This is a genomic window from Odoribacter sp. (assembly GCF_985060555.1).
On record NZ_CFKYFN010000111.1, the window covers coordinates 42,013 to 65,373 of the forward strand.

Here is a 23,361-nt window from a genome sequence, read left to right on the forward strand (position 1 = left end):
GCTTATCTTTGGAACATGAAAATTTTAGGAAATATCATTTGGTTACTATTCGGAGGAATCTTCGTCGCCGTCGAATATTTCATCGCCAGTATCGGATTATTTATCACAATCATCGGTATTCCCTTCGGGCTCCAGACAGTCAAACTCGGTATATTGGCATTATGGCCCTTCGGAAGCGAGATCGTACATAAACAATCGCCCCACGGATGCCTCTCTACCCTGATGAACATCATCTGGTTTTTTATAGGCGGAATCTGGATTTTCCTATCGCACATTTTTTGGGGAGTCCTGTTTTGCATCACGATTATCGGTATCCCATTCGGAATGCAACATTTCAAATTAGCCGGACTGGCACTCACTCCTTTCGGACACGATGTAAAATAAAACCTTTTATCTTACAAACAATATGCTGACTCCGATGACACAATAAATCAAAGATTCTGCCACATTCACCGCCAAAGCCACCTTAGGGTTTTGCATCAAGCGACGAGCTAACCGATCCGCCACAGCAGCTACCATTGAAAAAATCAGGAAAGCCTGAACCATAAAAACAAGCCCTAACAATAACATCTGAGGAATGGGATTTTCTATCCCTTTATCTATAAATTGCGGAAAAAAAGCCAGAAAAAACAAGATTACCTTAGGATTCAATATATTCATCAGTATCCCTTTCCGGTATAGTTTTCCACTGACAGCAGCGTCTCCCGACAACTCGAAATGATTCTCCCGACGGGCCAGAAAAGCTTTTACTCCAAGATACAACAAATAAGCAGCACCGGCAAACTTCAACATCGTAAAAGCTACAGGAGAACTCATCAGCAAAATCGAAACACCCAGACTGACAGCCGTTACATGAGCGATCAAGCCGGTACACAATCCGGCGGCAAAGACCATCCCGGCCTTTCGTCCCCGGGTGATACTCTGTGTAATCACAAAAAGTATATCCGGTCCCGGCATCAAAGTCAGCAGCACTGCCGCACTAATAAATCCCCAAAGGTTCATAACTATAAATCAGATTCTAATTATTTTCAGCTAAAATTAATGCTAATAATCAAAAAAAATTAATTTTGTGAGAATAATTTAATCAATAACCATTAAAATCCATCGATCATGATTTCACTGATTATCCTGGGTATTATTTTCCTGTATGCCATTATATCTTACAATACGCTGACCCGAAAAAGAAACAATGTCGACAACGCTTTCGGTTCGATCGATGTCATGCTGAAAAAAAGATTCGACCTTATTCCCAATTTAGTCGCTACTGTACAGCAATACGCGAAACACGAAGAAGAGACATTTACTAAAATCACAAATTTACGGACGAAGAGTTACGACTCCCTCACAGCTGAAGAAAAAGCAGATTTTGACAAAACATTCACTGCTGCTAAAAATAATTTCTTTATGGTAGCTGAAAACTATCCGGCCTTACGGTCTTCGGAAAATTTCATGCAACTTCAAAAAACACTGAACGAGACAGAAGAACAACTTTCGGCTTCCCGCCGGACCTATAATGCAGCTGTTACGGATTACAACAATTCGGTGATGACCTTTCCATCCAACATCATTGCCAACCTGTTCAGTTTTACCAAAAAAGAAGTATTCGCTATTCCGGAGGAGGAAAAAGTGAATCCGGATGTAAAAAAATTGTTCCGATCTTAATCCACAGTTATGGAACAAAACTTTCAGGATATTTATGAACAATTGCAATCCCGAATCCGACAAGCAGAAGACAAGAGACTGCAATTAAAAGCGAAAGGAACGAAAAACGGGCTGATAGCGGGGGGTATTACCCTTGTGGCAGGAGTTGTCGTCAGCCTGATTATCGGAGGGGGATGGCCGGGTATCCTTATAGCATGTATGCTCGGCTTGATCGTACTATTTTCTTGTATTCAGTCCAAGTCGGGAGAATTATGTGCTTATTATAAAGAAAATATCATCTCGTCCATTATTTCCTATCTTTGCCAGGAAGCAAGTTACCGGCCGGAAAGCGGAATCGCAGAATCGGTCTTTATGAACAGCCGGTTATTCAGCACCTCTCCCGACCGTTATCGCAGTGAAGATCTGATTTGCGGAAAAATCGATAAAACCAGTTTTATCTGTTCGGAAATTATAGCCGAAGAAAAACGGGTCACGACCGATTCCAAAGGCCGCAGGCAGGAACACTGGATAGATATTTTCAGAGGTTTCTTTTTTATAGCCGACTTCAACAAAAACTTTCAGGGCCAAACGGTTGTTTTCCGTAACTCCTGGTTCAAACTCAACCTGGGCAAACAGAGAGTAAAACTGGAAAATCCGAACTTTGAAAAGCAGTTCGACGTATTCTCTACAGATCAGGTAGAAGCCCGATACATCCTCACTCCTAATTTAATGGAAAGATTACTCGAACTCGATTCCAGGTTTCCGGGGAAAATAACGGTAAGTTTCAGGGATTCTTCTGTCATTATCGCCATTCCCGATCAAACGAATCATTTTGAAACCAACATTTGGGAATGCCAGTTGAATACGGATAAACTGAAACGGGAATTCGGGACCTTGGTCAATCTATTTCAAATTATTCATGATTTAAACCTGAATCTGCGTATTTGGACCAAAGATTAACTTTTTATTGATTTATGTTACTAAATATCATTTACTTATTAGCAGGGTTTATTATTTTAGTGTATGGAGCCAATTTGCTGGTCGACGGTGGTGCAGCACTGGCCCATCGGCTGAAAGTACCGAATATCGTTATCGGTCTGACGGTAGTAGCCTTCGGTACCTCGACTCCGGAACTTGTAGTGAATATCATTTCATCGATCGAAGGAAGTTCCGCGCTGGCATTAGGTAATGTTCTGGGAAGCAACATATTCAACATCATGGCAATCCTGGGAGTAACCGCCTTATTCGTCCCTATCGGAATCAAAAGATCCACAACATGGATTGAAATTCCGCTGGCTGTACTGGCAGCAGTTCTTATCCTGATATTGGCGAACGGTGAGCCGGCAGGTATCATCACCCGGGCAGAAGGATTTTGTTTACTTTGCTTTTTTGCCGTTTTTATCGCCTACACCTTATTTATTGCCAAACGGGGTGGTCAGGAAACCGAAGAAGTAAATATAAAACCCTACAGCCTGAAGAAATCCGTACTTTTTATTTTGTTAGGTCTAGCCGGCCTCGTCGGAGGAGGACGCTTATTGGTTGACGGAGCAGTCAGTCTGGCTCAGATGGCAGGTATTTCGGAACGAATCATCGGATTGACCATTATCTCTATCGGAACCTCCCTGCCGGAATTAGCCACTTCCTTGATCGCTGCCCGCAAGAAAAACGCAGATATAGCCATCGGAAATGTCGTGGGTTCGAATATCTTCAATACCTTCCTGATCCTGGGAGCTTCGGCCGGCATATCCCCTCTGAAGGTAACAACGGATAGTGTAACCGATTTATGGGTCAATATCGGAGTTTCCGTCCTGCTGTTTATTTTTGTTTTCACCGGCAAGGGAAGACAGATCAACCGCTGGGAGGGTGCCTTATTTTTAACCCTGTATATCACCTATCTGACTTTATTGATCGTATCATAAAAGACCGGCATGTTTTTTTATACCGTTATGAAAACCCCTATCGTATATCTCCTATTCATGATCGTTCTGTATCTGTCTTGCTCACCTCGTCCCCAAAGCCCGGCCGATATTCACACCGATCTCAGCAATAACAAGATATTACAATTATCCGAACTATTCGACAGGATCCGTTATATTCCTTTGGAAACTCCAGATACCGCTTTGATAGCCAACGTACAATCGGTCACTTATCATAACGGCCGTTATTATCTTATCGCCGAAAACACCCTTTATGTTTTCAACCGCCACGGGCAATACCTCTCCCAGCATAACAACCGGGGACGGGGAGCAAACGAATACAGCAGTATCTTCAAAGTAAAAAGTTCCATCGGTGATTCTGTGATCTATGTATCGGGCGATAACGGTAAAGGCCACATCGTCATGGCTTACGACAAGAACGGAAACTACCTGAAAACATTGATACAAAACCGATCCTTCAATATGGAATTTAACGTACTGGAAAATGGTATCATCATTTCGGATGGGCGAACCGTCTCCCTATATGACAAACAAGGGAAATTGGAAAACGAAATTCGGATCAGTCCTTTCGATTCTATCTCTTTCGGTACGAGCAATTATTTATCCGATTTCTCCAGCCAGGAGGTTATATTCAGTTGTCCCGGTAGTGACACCCTCTATTTTTTGGGTAAAAGCGGTATTACCCGTAAAATATCCCTGGATTACGGTCATAATCAAAGCCCGGAACAATTCAAAAAATCGCTTTCGAAACCGATCACCTTCCCTTATTTTCACAATTTCATTTCCTTAGGTAAAACCGTCCTGGACCTCATCGTTATCGGCCAGAAACAATACATGATTCAACTGGACTTAACCCATCGGACCGCCACGGTATGCGATACCCTCGTCAACGATATCGATCACACGATTCCCTACATTCCCCGGGAGATGGTACAAAATCAAGGTTTGATGGTTTTACCGGCCCCGGTTTTCTTTCATTTTATCCAACCGGAACAACTTGCAGCTATCCCCGCCCTTCGTAACCTGACCGAAGATGCTAATCCGGTAATCGTCGTTTTAAATCTAAAATCCTCCTCTTTATAAAACAATAGAAATATTTCTCGTCCTATCTTCACAGGCGAATCACAGAAATCATTAACTTTGTATCTGTGAGAAATAATTGTTTTAAAAAAAACACAAATTTTTTTGACAAAATTTATAAACATATGAAAAAGGGATACATTGTTTTAATCGTTATCGCTGTAGTTGTATTGAGTATTTTCTTTTGGTTTAAAGGAGCTTACAACGGCATGGTCAATATGCGCGAAGCCGTATCGGCCCAATGGTCGAATGTGGAAAACCAATATCAACGGCGCCTGGATCTGATCCCCAATCTGGTCAATACAGTGAAAGGGTATGCTTCACACGAAGAAAATACACTGACCGAAGTAGTCAATGCCCGGGCAAAAGCCACTCAGATGCAGCTGAATATCGACCAGCTCGACGAAGCGGCCCTAAAAAAATTAAGTAACATACAAGGGGAATTATCCTCCGCTTTATCCCGATTGATGGCTATTTCTGAAAATTATCCGGATCTGAAGGCTAACCAAAACTTTCTTGATTTGCAAGCCCAGCTCGAAGGAACGGAAAACCGGATAGCAGTAGAACGCCGGAAATTCAACGATGTCGCCCGCAGCTACAATGCTTTCATCCTGCAATTCCCCAGAAACCTGGTAGCCGGAATGTTCGGATTCACCTCCAAACCCTATTTTGAAGCCAATGCAGGAGCTGAAAATGCTCCTAAAGTAGAATTTTGAGCAATGAAACCATCCGATTTTTTCACCCCGGCTCAGAAGACCGCTATGGTTGCCGCCATCCGGCAAGCAGAAAAAGATACTTCCGGCGAAATCCGGATCCATTTCGAAAATCATTGCCGGAAGAATGTACTCGACCGTGCAGCCCAGGTCTTTGCCGACTTGAAAATGCATAAGACAGCCTTGCGGAACGGTGTACTGATTTACGTCGCATTAGAAGATAAACAATTGGCGATATTGGGAGATGCAGGGATCAATGCGAAAGTGCCGGACCATTTTTGGGATGACATAAAAAACAATATGATAGAAAAATTCAAATCAGGACAGATTTGCGAGGGAGTTTGCGAAGCTGTCCTGACTGCAGGACAGCAGCTAAAAGCTTTTTTTCCCTATCAGGCAGACGATGTCAACGAACTGTCGGACGATATCTCATTTAAAAATTAAACATGAAACGATCAGTCCTTATTTTCTTTATATGCATTACTTCCTTTTTACAGGCTCAGGATCTACCCGAACCGATGCGCCCCAAACGGATAGTCAATGATTTCACTCAGCTGTTCAGTCCACAGCAACAACAAGCATTGGAGCAAAAGTTGAGAAATTTTAACGACACTTCTTCCACCCAGATCGCAATAGTAACCGTACCCACCCTACAAGGCTACGCCCCCAGCGATTATGCCCAGCGTTTAGCTGAAAAATGGGGAGTCGGCCAAAAAGGAAAAGACAACGGAGTCTTACTTCTGATCAAGCCCAAGAGCAGGACAGAAAAAGGACAAGTAGCCATTGCCGTCGGATATGGATTGGAAGGAGTCATTCCGGATGCCATCGCTTCGAGAATCATCCGGAACGAAATTATACCTGAATTTCAACAAAACAATTATTACCGGGGAATTAACAAAGCGACAGATGTACTCATGCAGCTTGCCGGTGGGGAATTTACAGCCGAACAATATGCCCGCAAAAACGGAAATGGCAGTGCCGAAGTGATCATCATTCCTATCTTGATCCTATTTCTCCTGCCTCTGTTTTTCCGAAGAAAAAAAGGGTATACCACAGGTAGCCATGGAAGTGGAGGAATCCCTCCCATATTTTTCGGAGGTTTCGGCGGTGGCGGCAGCAATTTCGGTTCTTTCAGCGGAGGTAGCGGAAGCTTCGGAGGTTTCGGCGGAGGGAGTTTCGGCGGTGGCGGGGCCAGTGGAAGCTGGTAAAACGATAAATACAGATAATGCAAATACCGGACAGTACCATATGTTCACTCCTCAATCAAGGCGAGGAGAAAGGCATGGAATATTTGTTTACCAGATATTACAAGCCTTTGGTACTATGGGCGGCTTCTTTCCTGAACAACATTCCCCAGTCGGAAGATCTGGTACAGGACTTTTTTATCCGTTTATGGGAAAAAAGGACCCAAACCTCACTACAAGCAACCACCTTTAAATCTTTTCTTTACACTTCTGTACGCAATCTGGCATTCGACCGGATGGAAAAAAAAGATCCCCTGCGCCATGCTACCGATCTGAAGTCTTCCGACAAAGCCTGGGAAGAATACGATACCCTGGAAGAAGAAGTATTGGCCCGGGTCAAAAACGAAATCGATAAGCTTCCCGAAAGAAGCCGTCAAATCATGCAATGTATCTATTTACAAGGATTACATTATAAAGAAACTGCAGCTAAACTAGGCATTTCTATCGCTACGGTGAATACGCTTTTAGTCAACGCCCTCAAAAAAATTCGTCAGGCCTATCCCGATATAACCCAAAATATCATCCTGTTTTTGCTTTTATCCGACAAAAAAAGATAAAAAACCAAAAACACAAAAGATTAAATTCCAATTCATTATAATTATTTTTTCAACTATTTCAAAAAAAAGTTGTCTTTTCCATTCAATGAAAATTAATATTTTCCCGTACTATGGACAAATGCAACCGATATGCTAAATAAAGACAACATCGATCAATTACTTTTAAAGCATCTCTTACAGGAAAACGCCGTAGAGGAAGAACAGCTTCTGAAAGAATGGTTGGGACACGATCCTGAACATCAAAGGTACTTCGAAAGATTCCGTCGGCATCACATTCACCTTCAGGCTGCTATCCAATCCGGCCGTATTCAAGGTCAATATATTGAATTTGCATCCCGTCTGAAACGGCGTCATATCCGCCGTCTTTTTATCCGAGTTGCAGCCATCGCCCTGATTCTGCTCGGAGGCGGACTTTCCTTTTACCTGATCCATACCCCTTCACTGATTCCGACTTTAGCCGAAGTTCCGATTCATCCGGGTTCGTCAAAGGCGATTCTGCATCTTTCTTCCGGAACTGCGATTCCCGTAAACACCACTTCGCAGGAGTTAAAGGAAAAAGATGGAACACTAATCCGTATTTCCAATGAAGGAGTCTTGAATTACGCAGAATCAGCCAACATTTCGACTGCAAACCTGATAAACCGACTCGAAATCCCCAGAGGTGGAGAATTCAAAATCAAACTGGCAGACGGGACCGAAGTATGGTTGAATGCAGAGACAGAACTCCGATACCCAACGGTTTTCTCAAGCCTGGAAAGAAGAGTAAAACTTCAGGGAGAAGGCTATTTTAAAGTTGCTAAAAATGAAAAACAGCCTTTTATTGTCGAAGTCGGCGATATTGAAGTCAAAGTATATGGTACCCAATTCAATATCAGTACTCAAAATAAAGACAACATCGAAACCGTTCTGGTCAGCGGTAGCGTCAGTATCCGCCACCACGACCAGGAGACTCACCTAAACCCTTCCCAAAAGGCAGCCTATACCTCCTCCGGGAAACTAACGATTGAAGAAGTGGATGTTTTACCTTATATCACCTGGAAAGACGGAAATTTCATGTTCCAAAACGAGTCCTTGGAATCGGTCATGAATAAATTAGCCAGATGGTACGATCTGGACGTATTCTACCTCAACGAGCAAACTAAAAATATTCACCTGTCAGGTATGATGACCAGATATAAAGAGGTATCGGAACTTTTCCACTATTTTGAAAAAATTTCCACCGCCCGTTTCATCATCAAAGGCCGGACCGTGACGGTAAAATAAATGTTCGTTTATTCAAAATAAACAGCCGGGAATGTACCACCATTCCCAGCTGCAATCAGATAAAAAGACAGCGGACAAAGCTAACTGTAGGCTGTCGGATTGTTTTACCTTAAAATACAAATTTATGGAATGTAAACGAATCTTTGTCCTTTCAAACTTAAAAAGATTAAAAATTGTCAGGATTATGAAGTTATTCTCAATTTTTATGCTGGTATTCACCTTGGGAGGTTTTGCTTCCGGATACTCTCAAAAGCAAGTCGTCACTTTGAATTTAAAGCAATGTGACGTCAATACGCTATTACAGGAAATCTGGAAACAAACCGGGTTGCGGTTCGTTTATAACGAACAGGATGTCGCCCGACTAAAACGCTTTGACGTTAACGCCCAACAGAAGCAAGTAGACGAAATTTTAGACCATATCTTCAAAAACACGCCTTATCAGTGTGCTTATGAAAGCGACGTTATTTATATCACCCCTCGTCCGGTAGGCGATCTTCCTCAAGTCAAACAGGAAAGAGTGAAACTTTCCGGTAATATCAAAGACAAAAACGGAAATGTTTTACCGGGAGTAACGGTCTTCATCGGTAACTCGGACATTGGTACTTCTTCCGATATCAATGGTAACTATCAGCTTGCCATCCTCAAAGGTAATGCGGTGGAAATCGTCTATTCTTTTATCGGAATGAAAAAAGTCACCTATAACTTTCCGGCAACGGAAGATGTCCGTCATAATGTCGTCATGGAAGAAGATCAGGTTGAATTGCAAGACGTTGTAGTTATCGGTTACGGAAGCAAGTCGGCAAGAAACCTGACCAGTTCCGTATCGTCGGTCAAAGCGAAAGACCTGGAAAAATATGCCAACGGAGCCACGACTTTCGACAACATGCCAGGTGGAGCAGTGAAGGGGGTATTGGTCAATCAAAACTCAGGAGAACCAGGTGCCAAAGCAACTTTAAACATCCGGGGAATCACTTCCCCGTTAAAATCGCAAAACAATAATGAACCCTTGTATGTCGTCGACGGTGTACCTTTCTTTGTCGAGCGCAGCCTGAATATGCTGAATCCGCTTTCAACTCTTTCCCCCAACGACATCGAAAGTATCGACGTATTGAAAGACGCTGCCGCAACAGCCATTTATGGTTCCAGAGGAGCCAACGGAGTAGTCATCATCAAAACCAAGGACGGTCACCGCAACGAACAAATGAAAATCAGTCTGGGATATACCTTGAGTGTCGGTAACCAAATTAAAAAATTCAAACCATTAAACACAACTAAATTTAAAAATCTCCAGGAATTAATCATTAAAAATACACTCGGAGCCATCAACAAAGCACAAATCACAGACGATAATATCATATACGGCCAAATCTATCCTGCAATCGATTATATGGCCAATACTTCCTATGATAATTACGGAAATATGATATTCGACGGATTAAAAGACGAGGCTTTCGGTGAAGAAAATACCAATTGGGTAGATGAGACCAATAATAAGAATGCACTGACTCACATGTATAATCTGGCTATCCGCGGAGGTGGAAAATTATCCAATTACTCCTTTTCTTTCAATGCAATCGACCAGGAAGGTTTGTTTATCAACGACGATATGCAACGTTACAACAGTCGTCTGTCCTTTGACTCGGATGTCTCGAAACGCTTCAAAGTAGGAGCAGCCCTGGGTTATACAATGACCAAACGCCATAGCGGAGCTGCAGGCGAAGAAATGGGTATTACCCGAGAATGGAATGTCAGACCCGATGTACCCGTATACGATGAAACGGGAGAATTATACCGCATCGACGGAACTCCGACCTGGGGTTTCCCCGTAGGTTTAGCCAATCCAGTCGCAAACCGGCAAAATAAAAACAAAAAAGAATCTTATCAATTCCTGGGAAACAGTTATCTGGAATACAAAATCTTCAACGGTTTGAAAATCAGAGGAGATATCAATATCTCTATGTTTCAGGATCAGTATAGTAATTACAACCCGCTGGTCGCCCAAGACGATCGGGGAGGCGGAGGCATGTCCACCCTTCAGGACGACCGCAGCAAAGCCGCCAATACTTCGATCAACTTCAGGGCCGACTATAATTTCCAGATAGAAGACCATTATTTCAGCTTTATGGTCGGCTATGGTTGGGACCGTTCTTTTAGTGAATATACTTCGCATTACTACATGGGCTTCCCGGATGATGAAGTCCTGAATAATGCGGGGTCTGCAACAGAAACACACTGCATCGGAGACGCAAAGTCCAAAAGTGCCCTCAATTCCATTTATGCCCGTGCCAGCTATAATTATCTCGACAAATATCTGGCAGAAATCAATTTCCGTTCCGATGCCTCTTCCAAATTCGGCCCCGGTAATCAAAGAGGTTATTTCCCTTCTATATCCCTGGGATGGCGGATGAGCAGCGAAAATTTCATGGCCGATACAGAAAAAGTCGACGATCTGAAATTACGTTTCAGTTGGGGACAAACCGGTTCTACCAACATCGACGATTTCGTCTACAGACAATTTTATGAAAAAGGCAATCCTTATATAGGACAATCGACTCTGACTCCCGGTTTATTACCTAATCCGGATATCAAATGGGAAAGAACATCCGAATTCAACGGTGGATTAGATTACGCTTTCTTCAACCACCGCCTGTTCGGTAGCATCGACGGATACTATCGTTACACCAAAGGTGCATTGGCTCCTTCCCCCTATCCGCTCGAATCAGGTTCCACTTCCTATACGTCCAACTTAATCGACCTCTCCAACAAAGGCGTTGAGATTGAAATCGGCGGGGATATTATCCGTACAGCCGACTGGACCTGGACCTCGAAATTCAATATAGCCCTGAACCGGAACAAAATCGAAAAACTCAATGGAGCCGAGCTTTCCAGTAACGATGTCGATACCTATATAGAAGGTCAGCCTGCCGGCGTTTTAAAAGGATATATCGTCGAAAAAATATTCCAAAACGACGATGAAGTAGTTACTCTAAATAAAACAGCCGTAGCTCGTGGAGCGAATTATTACCAGGAAAAGTCGACCGGTATGGGTGACTTCAAATACAAGGACCTGGATGGGAACGGTTATATCGACAGTAAAGACCGGGAAGTTATTGCTACTCCTCAGCCTAAATTCTTCGGAGGATTTTTCAATTCGGTCAATTACAAAAATTTCAATTTGTCGTTCGTTTTCCAATTCTCCCAAGGAGCTAAAGCTGCTGTTTATAATATGATGAGCGATATGTATGGGTATATTGGAAATAACATCTATCCCGAACTCTATGGGAAAACCTGGAGTCCCGAAAATCCCGATGCTCGTTATGCACGTCTGGTTTATACCGATCCTTCCAAAAACTCTCGTTTCTCCGATCGTTACATTTACGAAACATCGTATTTACGCTTAAAGAATATTACTTTCTCTTATAATTTACCACAGAATTTCCTGAAGAAAATCAATGTACAATCGGCCATGTTATTTGTCAGCGGCTCTAATATCTGGACTGTGACCCAATGGCCGGGTATCGATCCGGAACTGATCAGTAGTTTCACTACTTCACAGATGACCCTGAATGAAGATCCCTATCCATTGAGTAAAACATTTACCTTAGGTGTTAAAGTTGAATTTTAACGATAAAATCTCATACTATGAAAACAACATATATTATTTCTACCTTATTTCTCTCTGTATTGATTTGGGCATGTGACCTGATGGGAGACGTAGATAAAGTAAAACCTTATTATAAACTGGAAGACCAAACCGCAATACGGAATGCCCAGAGTGCAGAACAGGTGTTACGCGGGGTATATACCCAATGGAGGGCCATGAGTCTTTGTAACTTCCGAAGCCATATCGGCCTGCTCGCCGGTTCATTAGCACTCTCGGGTAGTGGTGGATTGGCAGGAGAAACCGGTTTCACCGACAACAATGTACTGGAAGACAATAGTATCATCGGAAATGTCTATAATAATTTATATGATGTAATCAACGCGGCCAACTTTATGATCGAATTTTTGGAAAACAATACGGTAAAAGACCTGGACCCTGCGAGACGTATGGAAATATTAGGCGAAGGCTATTTCAACCGGGCCATGGCTCATTTTATGTTGCTGCGTCATTTCGGGCAATTTTACGATACCGATTCTCCATATGGTATCGTCCTGTCCGACAAACCTTACCGGGAACCGTTAGCAAAGGCCCGCTCGACTGTAGCTGAAAGCTATAAATTTATCGAATCGGATCTCGATTCAGCTATATTATATGCTCCGGACATGCCTATGAGTAATTATACGCCCACTCATGCGCAGGCCGGAAAAACAACCGCACAAGCCCTGAAAGCAAAAGTATTACTAAGTAAAGGAGATTACGTAAATGCAGCCCTACTGGCCGATGAAGTGATTCAAACAGCCGGCAACTACGGATACGGGCTGGTTAACTTTATGAGTATCTTCAGCGATATGTTCGATTCTCCTGAAGTGCTGTTCGCTCCTTATGTCTCCAACTATGAAGAACAATGTAGTTTCATTTTAGACCGGACAACTTATAGTTCTTATTCTCAAAAAATAGCCGATGCGATGGATCCCACTCCAGGGAACAAAGAAACAGGAGAAGGTTACGATCCCCGTTTTGCCGCCCCGTTTCTTACACCGGACGTCATCACAACTTCTTTCAAAAACGGGAAATATCCTCACAGTACCAATGATGACGGCAAGAGCAATACCTACTACTTCCTGCGTTTGGGAGAAGTATATTATATCCATGCAGAAGCGGAAGCCCGGCAGGGAGGCAATCATCTTGCGGCAGCCCGTACCAGTCTGCAAACCGTTTTGGATGCCCATGTCCCGGGAGTATATGACGTGAGTACTATTCCTGACAACCAGCTTTTAGAAATGATCCGCCAGCACAAATGGATCGACCTGCTTTTTGAAAACCAGGAAGAGTGGTACGATATGATCAGGTATTATAAACACGGCGATTTAGACATCACCACCATACGCCCGAATATAAAGTCGGATAAACAATTGATCCTACCCATCCCGCAATCGGCCAAAGCAGGTAACAACTTACTCATCGAAAACCCTTAAATCCCCAAAAATGAAAAATCTGTTAACTGTGCTATTCCTTGTTCTGGCAATTCAGTATTGCCAGGCACAAAATAAATCTTTTCACATCACCGGCTCTATCCAAGGCCCATGTGAAGGGATGGTTTTCAAACTGTTGGATAATAGCTATCCTCCTCAAACAATTGCAACAACGGTCATTAAAGATCATTGTTTCGAATTGACCGGGGAAATTCCGGCACCCGGCTTTTATCGTTGGATCATCGATACGACTCCCGTAGGGAAAAAATCCTCGGAAGCCAACTGGTTGGCCGGCAATTTCTATTTGGAAAATTCGGATATCACTTTCCAGGGAGATATCCATACTTTACCCACTTATTACTGGAATCCGGAACGTAAAGGTAAGATGATAATCCAGGGTTCGGAGACAGAAGATCTGTATCAGTCATTCAAAACTTCTATCCAAGAACTGAGTAAAGCCAGAAATCAGGCAGACGGCGAATACCTCGAGCAATATCACCGTCCGGCATTAGACAACATCTTCAATACCGAGGAGGGCATTCGCCTGGCCCGCCGGATCTCCGAACTGGATCGGCAGATCATTCAGGCCACGATCCGATTTATCAAACAAAATCCGGCTTCTGTAGTGGCTCTCGATCAAGCCGGTTATTTCCTGCTCGGAGAGATCGACTTAACCTCCGGTCAGATCGAAGATCTGCAAAATACACTTTCCGGGGTTTGGGGAAATTGTCCCCGTATGACCGAATTCAAGGAAAAAGCAGAGATGGCCAAAAAAATCGCTATAGGAGCCCCGTTTCAAGACATCGAACTCACCGATCCGGAAGGGAAAAAAGTAAAATTATCCGAATGCCTTCCAACCGGAAAATATGTGATGCTCGAATTCTGGGCATCCTGGTGCGGCCCCTGCCGGGGTGAAATTCCTCATCTGAAACACGTCTACCAGAATTACAAAGACAAAGGATTCGAGATCATCAGTGTCTCGATCGATCAAAAGAATAAAGATTGGCAAAAAGCCATGAAAGAAGAAAAGATGCCCTGGATACAATTAAATGATCCGCAAGGAGAAAACGGACCGGCCATACAAGTATATAATGTGACCGGAGTACCCCATTGTATTCTGTTGGACAAAGAAGGTAAAATATTCAAAACCAATATGCGGGGCGCATACCTGGACGCCGCATTAGAACAATTAATTCCTTAATACGATGAAAAAATATTTTTAGCTTTTTTATGCAGCAGTAGTTTAGTCGCTTGCCAAACTAAATATGACGGTTATATCCTCAACGGTAACATCGGGGGAAACAGTGAAGGCATGAAAGTACAGTTAGTAAACGAAGCCGTCTATCCTCCGGTCACCATCGACAGCACGGTTATTAAAAACGGCAGGTTCCAATTGAAAGGTAAAGTCGACCGTCCCGGTATGTATCAATTAATCATCGACAAAACCGGCCAGGATGACCCGTCCCAAATGTTAGCCAGCCGGTTTTACCTGGAAAATTCGGTTATCAGTTATTCCGGTCACGTCGACAGCCTGCGTACTTATTATTGGAGCGATGAAACCTTCCGGAAAGATCCGGTAATAAAGGGCTCCGCCTCCCAGGATCTGTACGACCGGTATTTGAAAAGTATCGCCGATCTCAGAAAACAATCCGGAACCATAAATGAAAAGTATCTGGAAGTATATCATCGGCCGGCAATGGACGGCATATTCAATACAGAAGAGGGAATCGCGTTAATCAAACAAGAAAACGAGATCAACAAGAAATTAAACATCGCCCAATGGAAATTTATCGAAGAACATCCCGAAAACATAGTAGGATATGATTTAGCCCTTCAATTCCTACAAGGCATGTACGTCAATTTAACCGTCCCTCAGCTCGAACAATTGACTGCACTCATCACCAAAGCCTGGGCGAATATTCCCCCAATGGCCGAAAACTTCAAAACCATAGCTGACAAAGCCAAAACGATGGCTATCGGCGAAAAATATCAGGATATCGAACTGATGAATCCGGAAGGGAAAATGGTCAAGCTTTCTTCCTGTGTACCCGAAGGAAAATATGTGATGCTGGAATTCTGGGCATCCTGGTGTGGTCCCTGCCGGGGCGAGATTCCACACCTTCGTCATGTATATCAGGAGTATAAAGACAAAGGCTTTGAAATCATCAGTATTTCTATCGACGAAAAGAAAACCGACTGGGACAAGGCGATGAAAGAAGAAAAAATGGTTTGGAAACAACTGTGTGATCCCAACGGTTTTAACGGACCTGTCGCCCAAAAATACAATATCACAGGAGTCCCCACTTGTATCCTTCTCGATAAAGAAGGCCGTATCTTTAAAACCGAAATGCGGGGAGCCGCCCTGGATGCTGTTTTACAGGAACTATACTGATTTTACCTATTCCCCCGGCCACCGATGTTGCCGGGGGGAAACCTCTGTAACCATCAATAAGAATAAACCTCTCCTTTATAGGTGATTTGCAAAGAGCGGTCACTTCCCGGAAGTGTCTTCATCTCAGCCTTAACAATCTCTTCTTTCGGAGAAAACCTATTTTTCAACCGCAGATACAATAGTCCTTTATCGAAAAGATAATGACTCTCCGCATAACGGATCAGCGATTCTGCAATTTCAAAATTCAGTATTTCTTCCTCATCGGTCATACTCTTCCCCACACCGGAAACAATCCAATCCCCATCGTTAAAATTCCGGGGCGTTTGTTCTCCGTTATAATTAATTTTCAGACTGGCATCGGATATCCATTTCCGGTTTTGCAAAGCGGAAACATGAAACACCCAGGTCCTTAAACCGGAACACAAAACGGTGAGCTGTCCCTCATACGGAGCCCGGCAGCCCACAATTTCCCAATGAGCTGTCTCAGTGGTCAATGCCAGATCGTCTGTTACAACCTTAAAAACCGAATCCTGTCCCTTCCATCCGATCCATTCGTGTTCATTCACTTGTTGAAGACGATAGTCCGGGAAAAGTTCTTCTACCCGGTCTTCTCCTTCCTCATCCAAGGCCGTCAAATACGTGTTCATTCTCAAAGCAAGATCCCAAAACGACAAAATAGAAGCCATATTACCTTCCAAATAATCGAAATTTTGTTTACCTAACTGATAACCTGCATGAGAATCATAGCCACACTCCTCCGAACAAGCTCCCAAAGGACCTATCAAAACAAGAATTAGAATCCTGTATAACAACGATTTAAATATTTTCAAAACTTTCATAACTTATTCCTTCAAAAGGAATCCAATATTTTATGTAAAATTAAGTAAAATATTTCAATAAACCAAACAATACATTTATAACAAATTCTATTCCAAAACTTATACCGGTGAAAATTCTCCCAGTCAACCCGGAACTTTCCATCCGAATTTAAGTATAACAAGTATCATTAAAACGTTTAATTATGGAAAAAAACACTCGTAAAATCGAACCGGGTACACCTACTCCTGACCCGAAATATCACCTTGAAATTACAGCAGACGGCCCCTATCTGGTATATGGAAATCCCCCTCTTCAACAAGAGATCTTCGTTTTAAATAAAGAACAAATCCCCTGGGAATATGCCAAAGGGCATAAATACCCGACCGACAACGAACCCACTGCTTTATGCCGCTGTGGTCAGTCCAAAAATCATCCGTATTGCGACGGTTCCCATCACCATGCCGATTGGGATCCGACGCTAACCGCCGGCAATATCCCTCTTTTAGAGAATGCCGATCTGTATGACGGTCCTGGAGTTCAGTTGGCCGACAACACCGAATATTGTGTACATGCCCGTTTTTGTATGGCCAGAGGAACGGTTTGGCAGTTGACGGAAGATTCCGACAACACCGAAGCCCATGATCTGGCCGTACACGAAAGTATGTACTGCCCCTCCGGCCGGTTAAAACTTTGGGACAGAGAAGAGGAAAAATTTTATGAGCCCCCCTTAAAACCGGCCTTAGGCCTGATCGAAGACCCACAGGAAGAATGTAGTGGTCCGCTCTGGGTCAAAGGAGGTATTCCTGTGAATGGACCTAACGGCACCGAATACGAACAACGCAACCGGGTCACCCTATGCCGTTGCGGAGCATCCGTTAATAAACCCTATTGCGACGGTACCCATGTCACGGTCCACTTCCAGGACCACCTGCCCCTCAGTACCGAATTAGAAGAAAAAATGAAATAAATACAGATTCGAATCGTTCGGTTACTCTATTGTTTCAATCAGAGTTTCAGACAATGGAATAACCGAACTCTCAAACTGTTAAGCATGCATAAATCCGGAATTACTTCCAACTTCGATAGGGCCGGTGTGCCAGCATTGCATTATAATAACGCAGATCTCCGGTCACTTCTTCTCCCAACCATTCCGGCTTTTCAAAAAGTTCATCCTCCTGCTTTAATTCAACTTCAGCCAGCAATAACCCTTTATTCTCCCCCAGAAACTCGTCTACCTCGAAAATATGCCCCCCTACTTTCACTAAATAACGAATTTTGTCAACCACCCCAGGCTCGCACAATTTCAGGAGTTCTTCTGCATCTTCCCTGGCAATCTCTTTTTCCCATTCATAGCGGGTAACTCCATGAACATCACTTTTACCTTTTACAGTAAGATAGCCCTGTTCACCTTTCACCCGTATCCTGACCGTCCTTTCCGGTACGGAGGACAAATAGCCCTGTACAATCCGAAAGGATTGGCAAGCATATGCTTTAAAGTCTCCCCGGACCAAAAACTTTCTTTCTATCTCTTGTGGCATATTGATTTCTTTTACAACAAAATTAAAGCAAAAGAAACACTTAAACAGCCAAAAAACTAAAAAAAGTCAAACTTGTCCGGACAACCCTGTTTAATTTACCTGTCTGATAGCCGCAACAGCTTGTGTCAATCTTTCAAAATCCTCCGGGAATACATCTCCAATAGTACCAATCCGGAATGTATCAGCATCCGAAACCTTTCCGGGATAAATGACAAAACCCTGTTGTTTCAGCAACCCATAAAACTCTGTAAACGAAAAACCCGGCTCCGGATAAAGAAAAGAAGTAATAATCGGAGACTGCTTTTCCGGTTCCAGCAAGGTGGAAAAACCAATAGCCCGCATTCCTTCCACTAATACCTCATGATTCCGGCAATAACGGCGGTAACGGGCTTCTATATCTCCCTCTGCTTTCAACTCTTTCAAAGCTTGAAAAAATGCCCGTACAACGTGAGTCGGTGAGGTAAACCGCCATTTTCCATGCCCTTTTTCCATTTCTTCCCATTGGGCATAAATATCCAGGGACAAAGAACGGGCAACTCCTTTGCATTTCAGCAATTTTTCCCGAGAAGCGAGAACAAAGGTAAAGCCCGGAACTCCCTGTATACACTTATTGGCACTACTAACCAGAAAATCAATACCCAGTTTTTTCATATCGATAGGAATCCCTCCAAAACTACTCATGGCATCAACGATCCAGGTGATCCCGCGTCCACGCAACACCTCTGCAATTTCTTCAATCGGATTCAATAAACCCGTCGTTGTTTCACTATGGACCAAAGACAAATGGCTGATTCCAGGATGATTTTTCAAAGCCTCCTCCACGATTGCGGGGGTAATCAGCTCCGTTTCTTTCAAAGCCACCATGACATAATCCAGTTTATAATAATCAGCAATGGCCGCCATCCGTTTGCCATAAGCACCATTCGCTATAATCAGTAACCTGTCGGTAGGTTTCACGACAGCTCCCAAAGTTGCCTCTACGCCATAAGTCCCACTTCCTTGTAACAACACAGTTGTATATTCCTTCTCATCCAGTCCTGCCACCTCCAGCAATTCTTTCCGGATCACAGTAACTATTCCTTCATTGTAATCTTTATCCCAGGTACACCAATCCTGTAACATGGCTTCTTTCACCGTCTCAGAAGTACTCAACGGTCCAGGAGTCAACAGTAAATAATTTCTCATACACCTATTATTTTTTATTCATTAAATTATGTATCAGGTCCGGCAATTCACGGATATTATCCAGCACATAATGTGCACCGGCTGCCATCATCCGCTCTCTGACCTCTTATTTCAAAGTATATAACTCCGGTTCAGGCATAGTTTTGTATTCCTCCTCGGTCAATCCCAACTCATTACTACCTGTAATTACTCCGACAGAACATACTTTTGCATTCAATCCTTCCCGGATATCGGCGATAGTATCTCCAACTTTAACCACCTCGTCAACAGAAGGAATCGCCAGCTCTGTCATGTTCCGGTAAATCATATAAGGAGCCGGGCGTCCGGCAGGCAAATGATCCGGAGTTACCAGACAATCTACAGTATATCCCTGAGCAGCAGCTCCGGGTTGTACAATTTTCATCATAGCGTCGGTATACCCTGTCGTTGAACCAATACGGATCCCTTCACGACGTAATTGTTCCATTGTCTCTACAACTCCCGGAACAGGAGTCGTAAAATCCTGAAGTGAAGCAAACAAATGTTTCTCAAAACTCTGATACATGATTGCGACATCATTCTGATTCCATTCCCGTCCATGTGCTGTACGAAACCTTTCACTCACTTCAGGCATTTTCAAAATAGCCTTTATATGTTCAATCTTTAATAATCCCATCGGTTCACGGGCTTGCCGGTAAGTGATCGTCACTCCCTGCTCCTGAAACACCCTCAAAAAAGCATTCAATGGAGCAAAACACCCAAAATCGACAGCCGTTCCGGCCCAATCCATAATGACACAACTAACTTTTTTCATGTCCTTAAATCAAATATTACTGTAATTAGAATAAAACCAATCAATAAGCATGAGCAGTTTCCAGAGGCATCACCTTTTCAGACGCTCTTCGTTTTGCCCGCCGGTACAGATAAACCCAAGCACCGACAAATAATACACTGCATCCCAAACCCACATAACCCGCCAATTGGTTATAAAACGATAACCAATTGATATCCGGATTTAAAAATTCCTTTACGGCTAAGACAATCACCGTTCCTAAATAACCGATGAAATCAATCAATACAATAAAAAAACCGACATTCCCCCGGATACGGAAACAAGCTATAAAACGATCAAAGAAAATAGTCTGAAAACACAAATAAGCAAGATACAAACAGAGACTTTGAATAAATAACCAAACTACCGGACTTAGTTGCAATGCCTCATATCTCAACGAAATAAAAGACATGGTCAGCATGCCCAAAATCACCAAACTCAATAAAATCAATAAAACCCGCATATTATTACGGACAAAAACCATTAATCCGAAGATGATCAGGATAATCAAAGTAACGATACTGTCCAATTGAGCGAATATCCATGAAGAATAACCACTCCCCGCAACATCAAATATTTTCACCAGAAAATCTTCCTTTATATCCCGTAAAGCCACCAACAAAAAATTAGCGACTAAAATAATAGAGAGAAAAGGCATATAATTTTTGAATAAAGCCCAGCGTTGCCTTCCATCCAAAGTCATCCGCTCTGCTTTCAAAGCCCTGTCTTCTTCGGAAGGTTTTGGCAGAGATTGCAACACATATCCCAATAAAGCCAGGCATGGCAAAGCACAACCACCGATCAGGGCAGGCATCCAAAACTCACTGACCTGCCAATGGTCCATCACAAACAATCCCAGGGATTTCGCTGCACCTGAACTAATCACCATGCTAATCCCCAATAAACTGGCTAGCATATCCGTTACCCGCCGCCCTTCTATAAAACTGAAAATCACTCCCCACATACATCCCAAAGCCAGCCCATTAAAAAACATAGCAAAGATATTACCCGGAGACGGCAGGATAGCAAAACCGACTAAAGCCAACTCAGCTAAAACAATCGCCCCCAAAATAAATTTTAAACGATGTTGTCCCTTTAACTCAGAAATCAATTTAATGCCGATAAACTTGGCCAGCAAATAACCTAAAATCTGAGTAATAGTCACTACAACCTTATAATCCATTCCCCAAATACTCAGCCCATCAAATGTAGCAGCCGTAAAAGGTTTACGCAATGCATATACTAACGAATAAGAAAGCAGGGCCGCCCCTCCTGCCCACAGAATAAAAATAAAATCTGAAAATGATCTACGATCCCGGATAAAAGAAAAATTCATAGTCTTGTCTTTAACTGTGACAAAGCTATGAACCCAATGTTACGCCGACATTAAAAAAATATGACGAAATAATGACGATATTCACTTTTTCAATGACACTACCACAGGCCACATCCTCGGTTGTGCCATATCCCTCCAGAAACAGTCTCTTCAAGCAGCTTTTCCGGAATAGTTCCCGGACGATCCGGATATTCCCGTTTCTTAGCATCCGTAACGATACAGGTATGTTCCTGCACCGGCTGTTCGGAGGAAATGACACCGCATTTCTGCATCAGCTCGTTAATCCAGGCGACCTGTCCATCTTTAAAAATCTTCAGTACCCTATTCTTCATTTCAAAATCATAAGCCGTACCGATTGAAAAGCCTGTGACTTGAAATCTCCCTTGACCAAAAATTTCCGTTCTATTTCCTGTGGCCTACCATTCTTCCTGATAACAAACCCGGCTCCCCGCAATTATTTATTAAAATAACTGTCTAAAAAATTCTTCAAACCGATGTGTGATTGTGGTCTGGCAAGCACCTGATTATCTTTTCCGATCACATAATAAGAAGGTATGGCCTGCACTCCGAACGACCAGAAAAAAGCCTGATTACAAGTGGTCATCGGATAAGCGAACTCATATTTTTCAACCTGAATCTTAGCATCCTTTTCACTGAGCAGACCGGCACACAGAAAAACCAGCTCCGGCTGCTCTTTCCAGCGATCATATAATTTATTCATCCACGGCTGGGCCAATACACATCCGACACACCCGGTAGAAGTAAATTGCATCACCACGATCTTGCCTTGCAGCGATGCGTTGGAATACACTTTCCCGGTCATGACATCCGTCAATTCATAAGCAGGAGCCTCATCACCCACCTTCACCTCCTGCACGAACTCGTCGAAAGAAGCGACATAGCGAATTTTATCTGCCTGAGCAGGATAAAAACAACTGTCCGGAATATCCTTCAGCTCCATATTTTCCAAAAATTCCGTATTCCGGTTTCCCGGAATTTTCCTGCCGTCCTGATCTCCCGAATTGGTATAAGACCAGTAAACAGGCAAACCTGTATGTTTTTCTATAAATAAAGCATACGTATTATAACTATGCATCACTTTATATCTTACATTGGCTTTCCATGACTCATTATTACTTTTCGAGGGAATAAGCGTGACATCATTATGCCGTTTGAGTACATAACAATCCTGCCCGTTAAAAAGCGTATCCGGCGCCCGCTCCACCCATACATCGACGATCCGGGAAGAATCGGAAGCAACTTCACGCAGTTTCTTACCATCCAGGATTTGCTGCATCAAATCGAGCTCCTCCTGGATCCGGGCAAAATAATCATACCTTTTCGCACCGGGTTCAACAGGAATACGCGTACCAAGTAACATATCCAGATATACACAAGCCATATAAGGCTGATCGTTCCGGTAGAAAACCCGGTTATCGATTTGTTCGAAGGTAAAAAAATAAGTACCCGAATCCCGTACTACCTGTTTAAAGAGAAAAGGTATCCGACTGGCCAGCTCATCCGACAACTCCGCACCGTCAAAAGCAGCATTACTGACCAGTACAGCCGACACAGACTGTAGTTCATCCAAGCTTTTCACAGCAAGCCGAACAATCTCTTGCGGTTGCTGTGACCGACAGCCACAAACCACATAAATCATTAATATACAAAACAAAACATTCTTCATTATAATACAAAGATAAAAAATGTTTTCAGGTTTCAACAAATAACAACAACAAAAAAGCCGCTCCCCGGAAAGAAGCGGCTTC

The 23,361-nt window shown here is 43.1% G+C and carries 22 protein-coding genes and 1 pseudogene; 15 read left to right on the forward strand and 8 right to left on the reverse strand.

The window, feature by feature from the left end; genetic code table 11:
- Positions 1–15: 15 nt before the first annotated feature.
- Complete coding sequence (locus AC5RDS_RS15985; protein ID WP_013613225.1) at positions 16–384, forward strand: YccF domain-containing protein; 369 nt, start codon at positions 16–18, stop codon at positions 382–384.
- Between the two features lie 6 nt (positions 385–390).
- Here the strand turns inward: AC5RDS_RS15985 and AC5RDS_RS15990 are convergent, their stop codons facing one another.
- Entirely contained in the window at positions 391–1,002 is a 612-nt protein-coding gene (locus AC5RDS_RS15990; RefSeq protein WP_013613224.1) for a LysE family translocator, read from the reverse strand.
- 108 nt (positions 1,003–1,110) lie between these two features.
- On the opposite strand from AC5RDS_RS15990, the gene AC5RDS_RS15995 reads away from it, so the two are divergent.
- The 13 genes from AC5RDS_RS15995 to AC5RDS_RS16055 all read left to right on the forward strand — a co-directional run bounded on the left by AC5RDS_RS15995 (position 1,111) and on the right by AC5RDS_RS16055 (position 15,903).
- The gene (locus AC5RDS_RS15995) at positions 1,111–1,662 is read left to right on the forward strand and encodes a LemA family protein (protein ID WP_013613223.1); all 552 of its coding nucleotides are present in this window, start codon (positions 1,111–1,113) and stop codon (positions 1,660–1,662) included.
- 9 nt (positions 1,663–1,671) lie between these two features.
- Complete coding sequence (locus tag AC5RDS_RS16000) at positions 1,672–2,601, forward strand: DUF3137 domain-containing protein (protein WP_013613222.1); 930 nt, start codon at positions 1,672–1,674, stop codon at positions 2,599–2,601.
- Positions 2,602–2,615: 14 nt separating this feature from the next.
- The gene (locus tag AC5RDS_RS16005; RefSeq protein WP_013613221.1) at positions 2,616–3,560 is read left to right on the forward strand and encodes a calcium/sodium antiporter; all 945 of its coding nucleotides are present in this window, start codon (positions 2,616–2,618) and stop codon (positions 3,558–3,560) included.
- A 27-nt stretch (positions 3,561–3,587) separates the two neighbouring features.
- The gene (locus tag AC5RDS_RS16010) at positions 3,588–4,661 is read left to right on the forward strand and encodes a DUF4934 domain-containing protein (protein WP_157741857.1); all 1,074 of its coding nucleotides are present in this window, start codon (positions 3,588–3,590) and stop codon (positions 4,659–4,661) included.
- 122 nt (positions 4,662–4,783) lie between these two features.
- Positions 4,784–5,374, forward strand: coding sequence for a LemA family protein (locus AC5RDS_RS16015; RefSeq protein WP_013613219.1), 591 nt, complete (start codon positions 4,784–4,786; stop codon positions 5,372–5,374).
- Positions 5,375–5,377: 3 nt separating this feature from the next.
- Positions 5,378–5,815: a TPM domain-containing protein gene (locus tag AC5RDS_RS16020; protein WP_013613218.1), complete on the forward strand. Its 438-nt coding sequence runs from the start codon at positions 5,378–5,380 to the stop codon at positions 5,813–5,815.
- A gap of 2 nt (positions 5,816–5,817) precedes the next feature.
- Positions 5,818–6,579, forward strand: a complete 762-nt coding sequence (locus AC5RDS_RS16025; RefSeq protein WP_013613217.1) for a TPM domain-containing protein — start codon at positions 5,818–5,820, stop codon at positions 6,577–6,579.
- A gap of 17 nt (positions 6,580–6,596) precedes the next feature.
- Positions 6,597–7,172 (forward strand): RNA polymerase sigma factor, encoded by a 576-nt coding sequence (locus AC5RDS_RS16030; RefSeq protein ID WP_013613216.1) that lies wholly within the window; start codon positions 6,597–6,599, stop codon positions 7,170–7,172.
- Positions 7,173–7,301: 129 nt separating this feature from the next.
- A complete protein-coding gene (locus AC5RDS_RS16035; RefSeq protein ID WP_046403127.1) occupies positions 7,302–8,435 on the forward strand; it encodes a FecR family protein in 1,134 nt (377 codons plus the stop codon).
- Between the two features lie 184 nt (positions 8,436–8,619).
- On the forward strand, positions 8,620–12,060 hold the full coding sequence (locus AC5RDS_RS16040; RefSeq protein WP_181990618.1) for a TonB-dependent receptor: 3,441 nt from the start codon (positions 8,620–8,622) through the stop codon (positions 12,058–12,060).
- Between the two features lie 17 nt (positions 12,061–12,077).
- Positions 12,078–13,514, forward strand: a complete 1,437-nt coding sequence (locus tag AC5RDS_RS16045; protein WP_494222408.1) for a RagB/SusD family nutrient uptake outer membrane protein — start codon at positions 12,078–12,080, stop codon at positions 13,512–13,514.
- Between the two features lie 10 nt (positions 13,515–13,524).
- Positions 13,525–14,712, forward strand: a complete 1,188-nt coding sequence (locus AC5RDS_RS16050) for a TlpA disulfide reductase family protein (RefSeq protein WP_013613212.1) — start codon at positions 13,525–13,527, stop codon at positions 14,710–14,712.
- Positions 14,713–14,787: 75 nt separating this feature from the next.
- Positions 14,788–15,903: a redoxin domain-containing protein gene (locus tag AC5RDS_RS16055; protein ID WP_306442431.1), complete on the forward strand. Its 1,116-nt coding sequence runs from the start codon at positions 14,788–14,790 to the stop codon at positions 15,901–15,903.
- Between the two features lie 53 nt (positions 15,904–15,956).
- Here the strand turns inward: AC5RDS_RS16055 and AC5RDS_RS16060 are convergent, their stop codons facing one another.
- Positions 15,957–16,742: a hypothetical protein gene (locus tag AC5RDS_RS16060; RefSeq protein ID WP_118108207.1), complete on the reverse strand. Its 786-nt coding sequence runs from the start codon at positions 16,740–16,742 to the stop codon at positions 15,957–15,959.
- 182 nt (positions 16,743–16,924) lie between these two features.
- On the opposite strand from AC5RDS_RS16060, the gene AC5RDS_RS16065 reads away from it, so the two are divergent.
- Positions 16,925–17,689: a CDGSH iron-sulfur domain-containing protein gene (locus tag AC5RDS_RS16065; RefSeq protein WP_306451855.1), complete on the forward strand. Its 765-nt coding sequence runs from the start codon at positions 16,925–16,927 to the stop codon at positions 17,687–17,689.
- A gap of 100 nt (positions 17,690–17,789) precedes the next feature.
- Here AC5RDS_RS16065 and AC5RDS_RS16070 read toward each other — a convergent pair whose 3' ends face one another.
- From AC5RDS_RS16070 to AC5RDS_RS16095, 6 genes and pseudogenes are all read right to left on the reverse strand, one after another.
- Positions 17,790–18,260 (reverse strand): CYTH domain-containing protein, encoded by a 471-nt coding sequence (locus AC5RDS_RS16070; RefSeq protein ID WP_013613208.1) that lies wholly within the window; start codon positions 18,258–18,260, stop codon positions 17,790–17,792.
- Between the two features lie 90 nt (positions 18,261–18,350).
- Entirely contained in the window at positions 18,351–19,445 is a 1,095-nt protein-coding gene (gene phnW, locus AC5RDS_RS16075) for a 2-aminoethylphosphonate--pyruvate transaminase (protein WP_306451854.1), read from the reverse strand.
- Between the two features lie 7 nt (positions 19,446–19,452).
- Positions 19,453–20,238: pseudogene (phnX, locus tag AC5RDS_RS16080) on the reverse strand (phosphonoacetaldehyde hydrolase).
- A 40-nt stretch (positions 20,239–20,278) separates the two neighbouring features.
- The gene (locus AC5RDS_RS16085; protein ID WP_046403139.1) at positions 20,279–21,592 is read right to left on the reverse strand and encodes a DUF5690 family protein; all 1,314 of its coding nucleotides are present in this window, start codon (positions 21,590–21,592) and stop codon (positions 20,279–20,281) included.
- 98 nt (positions 21,593–21,690) lie between these two features.
- Positions 21,691–21,924 carry a hypothetical protein gene (locus tag AC5RDS_RS16090; RefSeq protein WP_494222409.1) on the reverse strand — a complete coding sequence of 78 codons (234 nt, stop codon included), beginning with the start codon at positions 21,922–21,924 and terminating at the stop codon, positions 21,691–21,693.
- Between the two features lie 122 nt (positions 21,925–22,046).
- Positions 22,047–23,267: a TlpA family protein disulfide reductase gene (locus AC5RDS_RS16095; protein WP_022160344.1), complete on the reverse strand. Its 1,221-nt coding sequence runs from the start codon at positions 23,265–23,267 to the stop codon at positions 22,047–22,049.
- Positions 23,268–23,361 lie beyond the last annotated feature (94 nt).

Coding starts and splice junctions, on each gene's coding strand:
- AC5RDS_RS15985 (WP_013613225.1), top strand. CDS start 16: ATGAAAATTTTAGGAAATATCATTTGGTTACTATTCGGAGGAATCTTC.
- AC5RDS_RS15990 (WP_013613224.1), bottom strand. CDS start 1,002: ATGAACCTTTGGGGATTTATTAGTGCGGCAGTGCTGCTGACTTTGATG.
- AC5RDS_RS15995 (WP_013613223.1), top strand. CDS start 1,111: ATGATTTCACTGATTATCCTGGGTATTATTTTCCTGTATGCCATTATA.
- AC5RDS_RS16000 (WP_013613222.1), top strand. CDS start 1,672: ATGGAACAAAACTTTCAGGATATTTATGAACAATTGCAATCCCGAATC.
- AC5RDS_RS16005 (WP_013613221.1), top strand. CDS start 2,616: ATGTTACTAAATATCATTTACTTATTAGCAGGGTTTATTATTTTAGTG.
- AC5RDS_RS16010 (WP_157741857.1), top strand. CDS start 3,588: ATGAAAACCCCTATCGTATATCTCCTATTCATGATCGTTCTGTATCTG.
- AC5RDS_RS16015 (WP_013613219.1), top strand. CDS start 4,784: ATGAAAAAGGGATACATTGTTTTAATCGTTATCGCTGTAGTTGTATTG.
- AC5RDS_RS16020 (WP_013613218.1), top strand. CDS start 5,378: ATGAAACCATCCGATTTTTTCACCCCGGCTCAGAAGACCGCTATGGTT.
- AC5RDS_RS16025 (WP_013613217.1), top strand. CDS start 5,818: ATGAAACGATCAGTCCTTATTTTCTTTATATGCATTACTTCCTTTTTA.
- AC5RDS_RS16030 (WP_013613216.1), top strand. CDS start 6,597: ATGCAAATACCGGACAGTACCATATGTTCACTCCTCAATCAAGGCGAG.
- AC5RDS_RS16035 (WP_046403127.1), top strand. CDS start 7,302: ATGCTAAATAAAGACAACATCGATCAATTACTTTTAAAGCATCTCTTA.
- AC5RDS_RS16040 (WP_181990618.1), top strand. CDS start 8,620: ATGAAGTTATTCTCAATTTTTATGCTGGTATTCACCTTGGGAGGTTTT.
- AC5RDS_RS16045 (WP_494222408.1), top strand. CDS start 12,078: ATGAAAACAACATATATTATTTCTACCTTATTTCTCTCTGTATTGATT.
- AC5RDS_RS16050 (WP_013613212.1), top strand. CDS start 13,525: ATGAAAAATCTGTTAACTGTGCTATTCCTTGTTCTGGCAATTCAGTAT.
- AC5RDS_RS16060 (WP_118108207.1), bottom strand. CDS start 16,742: ATGAAAGTTTTGAAAATATTTAAATCGTTGTTATACAGGATTCTAATT.
- AC5RDS_RS16065 (WP_306451855.1), top strand. CDS start 16,925: ATGGAAAAAAACACTCGTAAAATCGAACCGGGTACACCTACTCCTGAC.
- AC5RDS_RS16070 (WP_013613208.1), bottom strand. CDS start 18,260: ATGCCACAAGAGATAGAAAGAAAGTTTTTGGTCCGGGGAGACTTTAAA.
- phnW (WP_306451854.1), bottom strand. CDS start 19,445: ATGAGAAATTATTTACTGTTGACTCCTGGACCGTTGAGTACTTCTGAG.
- AC5RDS_RS16085 (WP_046403139.1), bottom strand. CDS start 21,592: ATGAATTTTTCTTTTATCCGGGATCGTAGATCATTTTCAGATTTTATT.
- AC5RDS_RS16090 (WP_494222409.1), bottom strand. CDS start 21,924: ATGAAGAATAGGGTACTGAAGATTTTTAAAGATGGACAGGTCGCCTGG.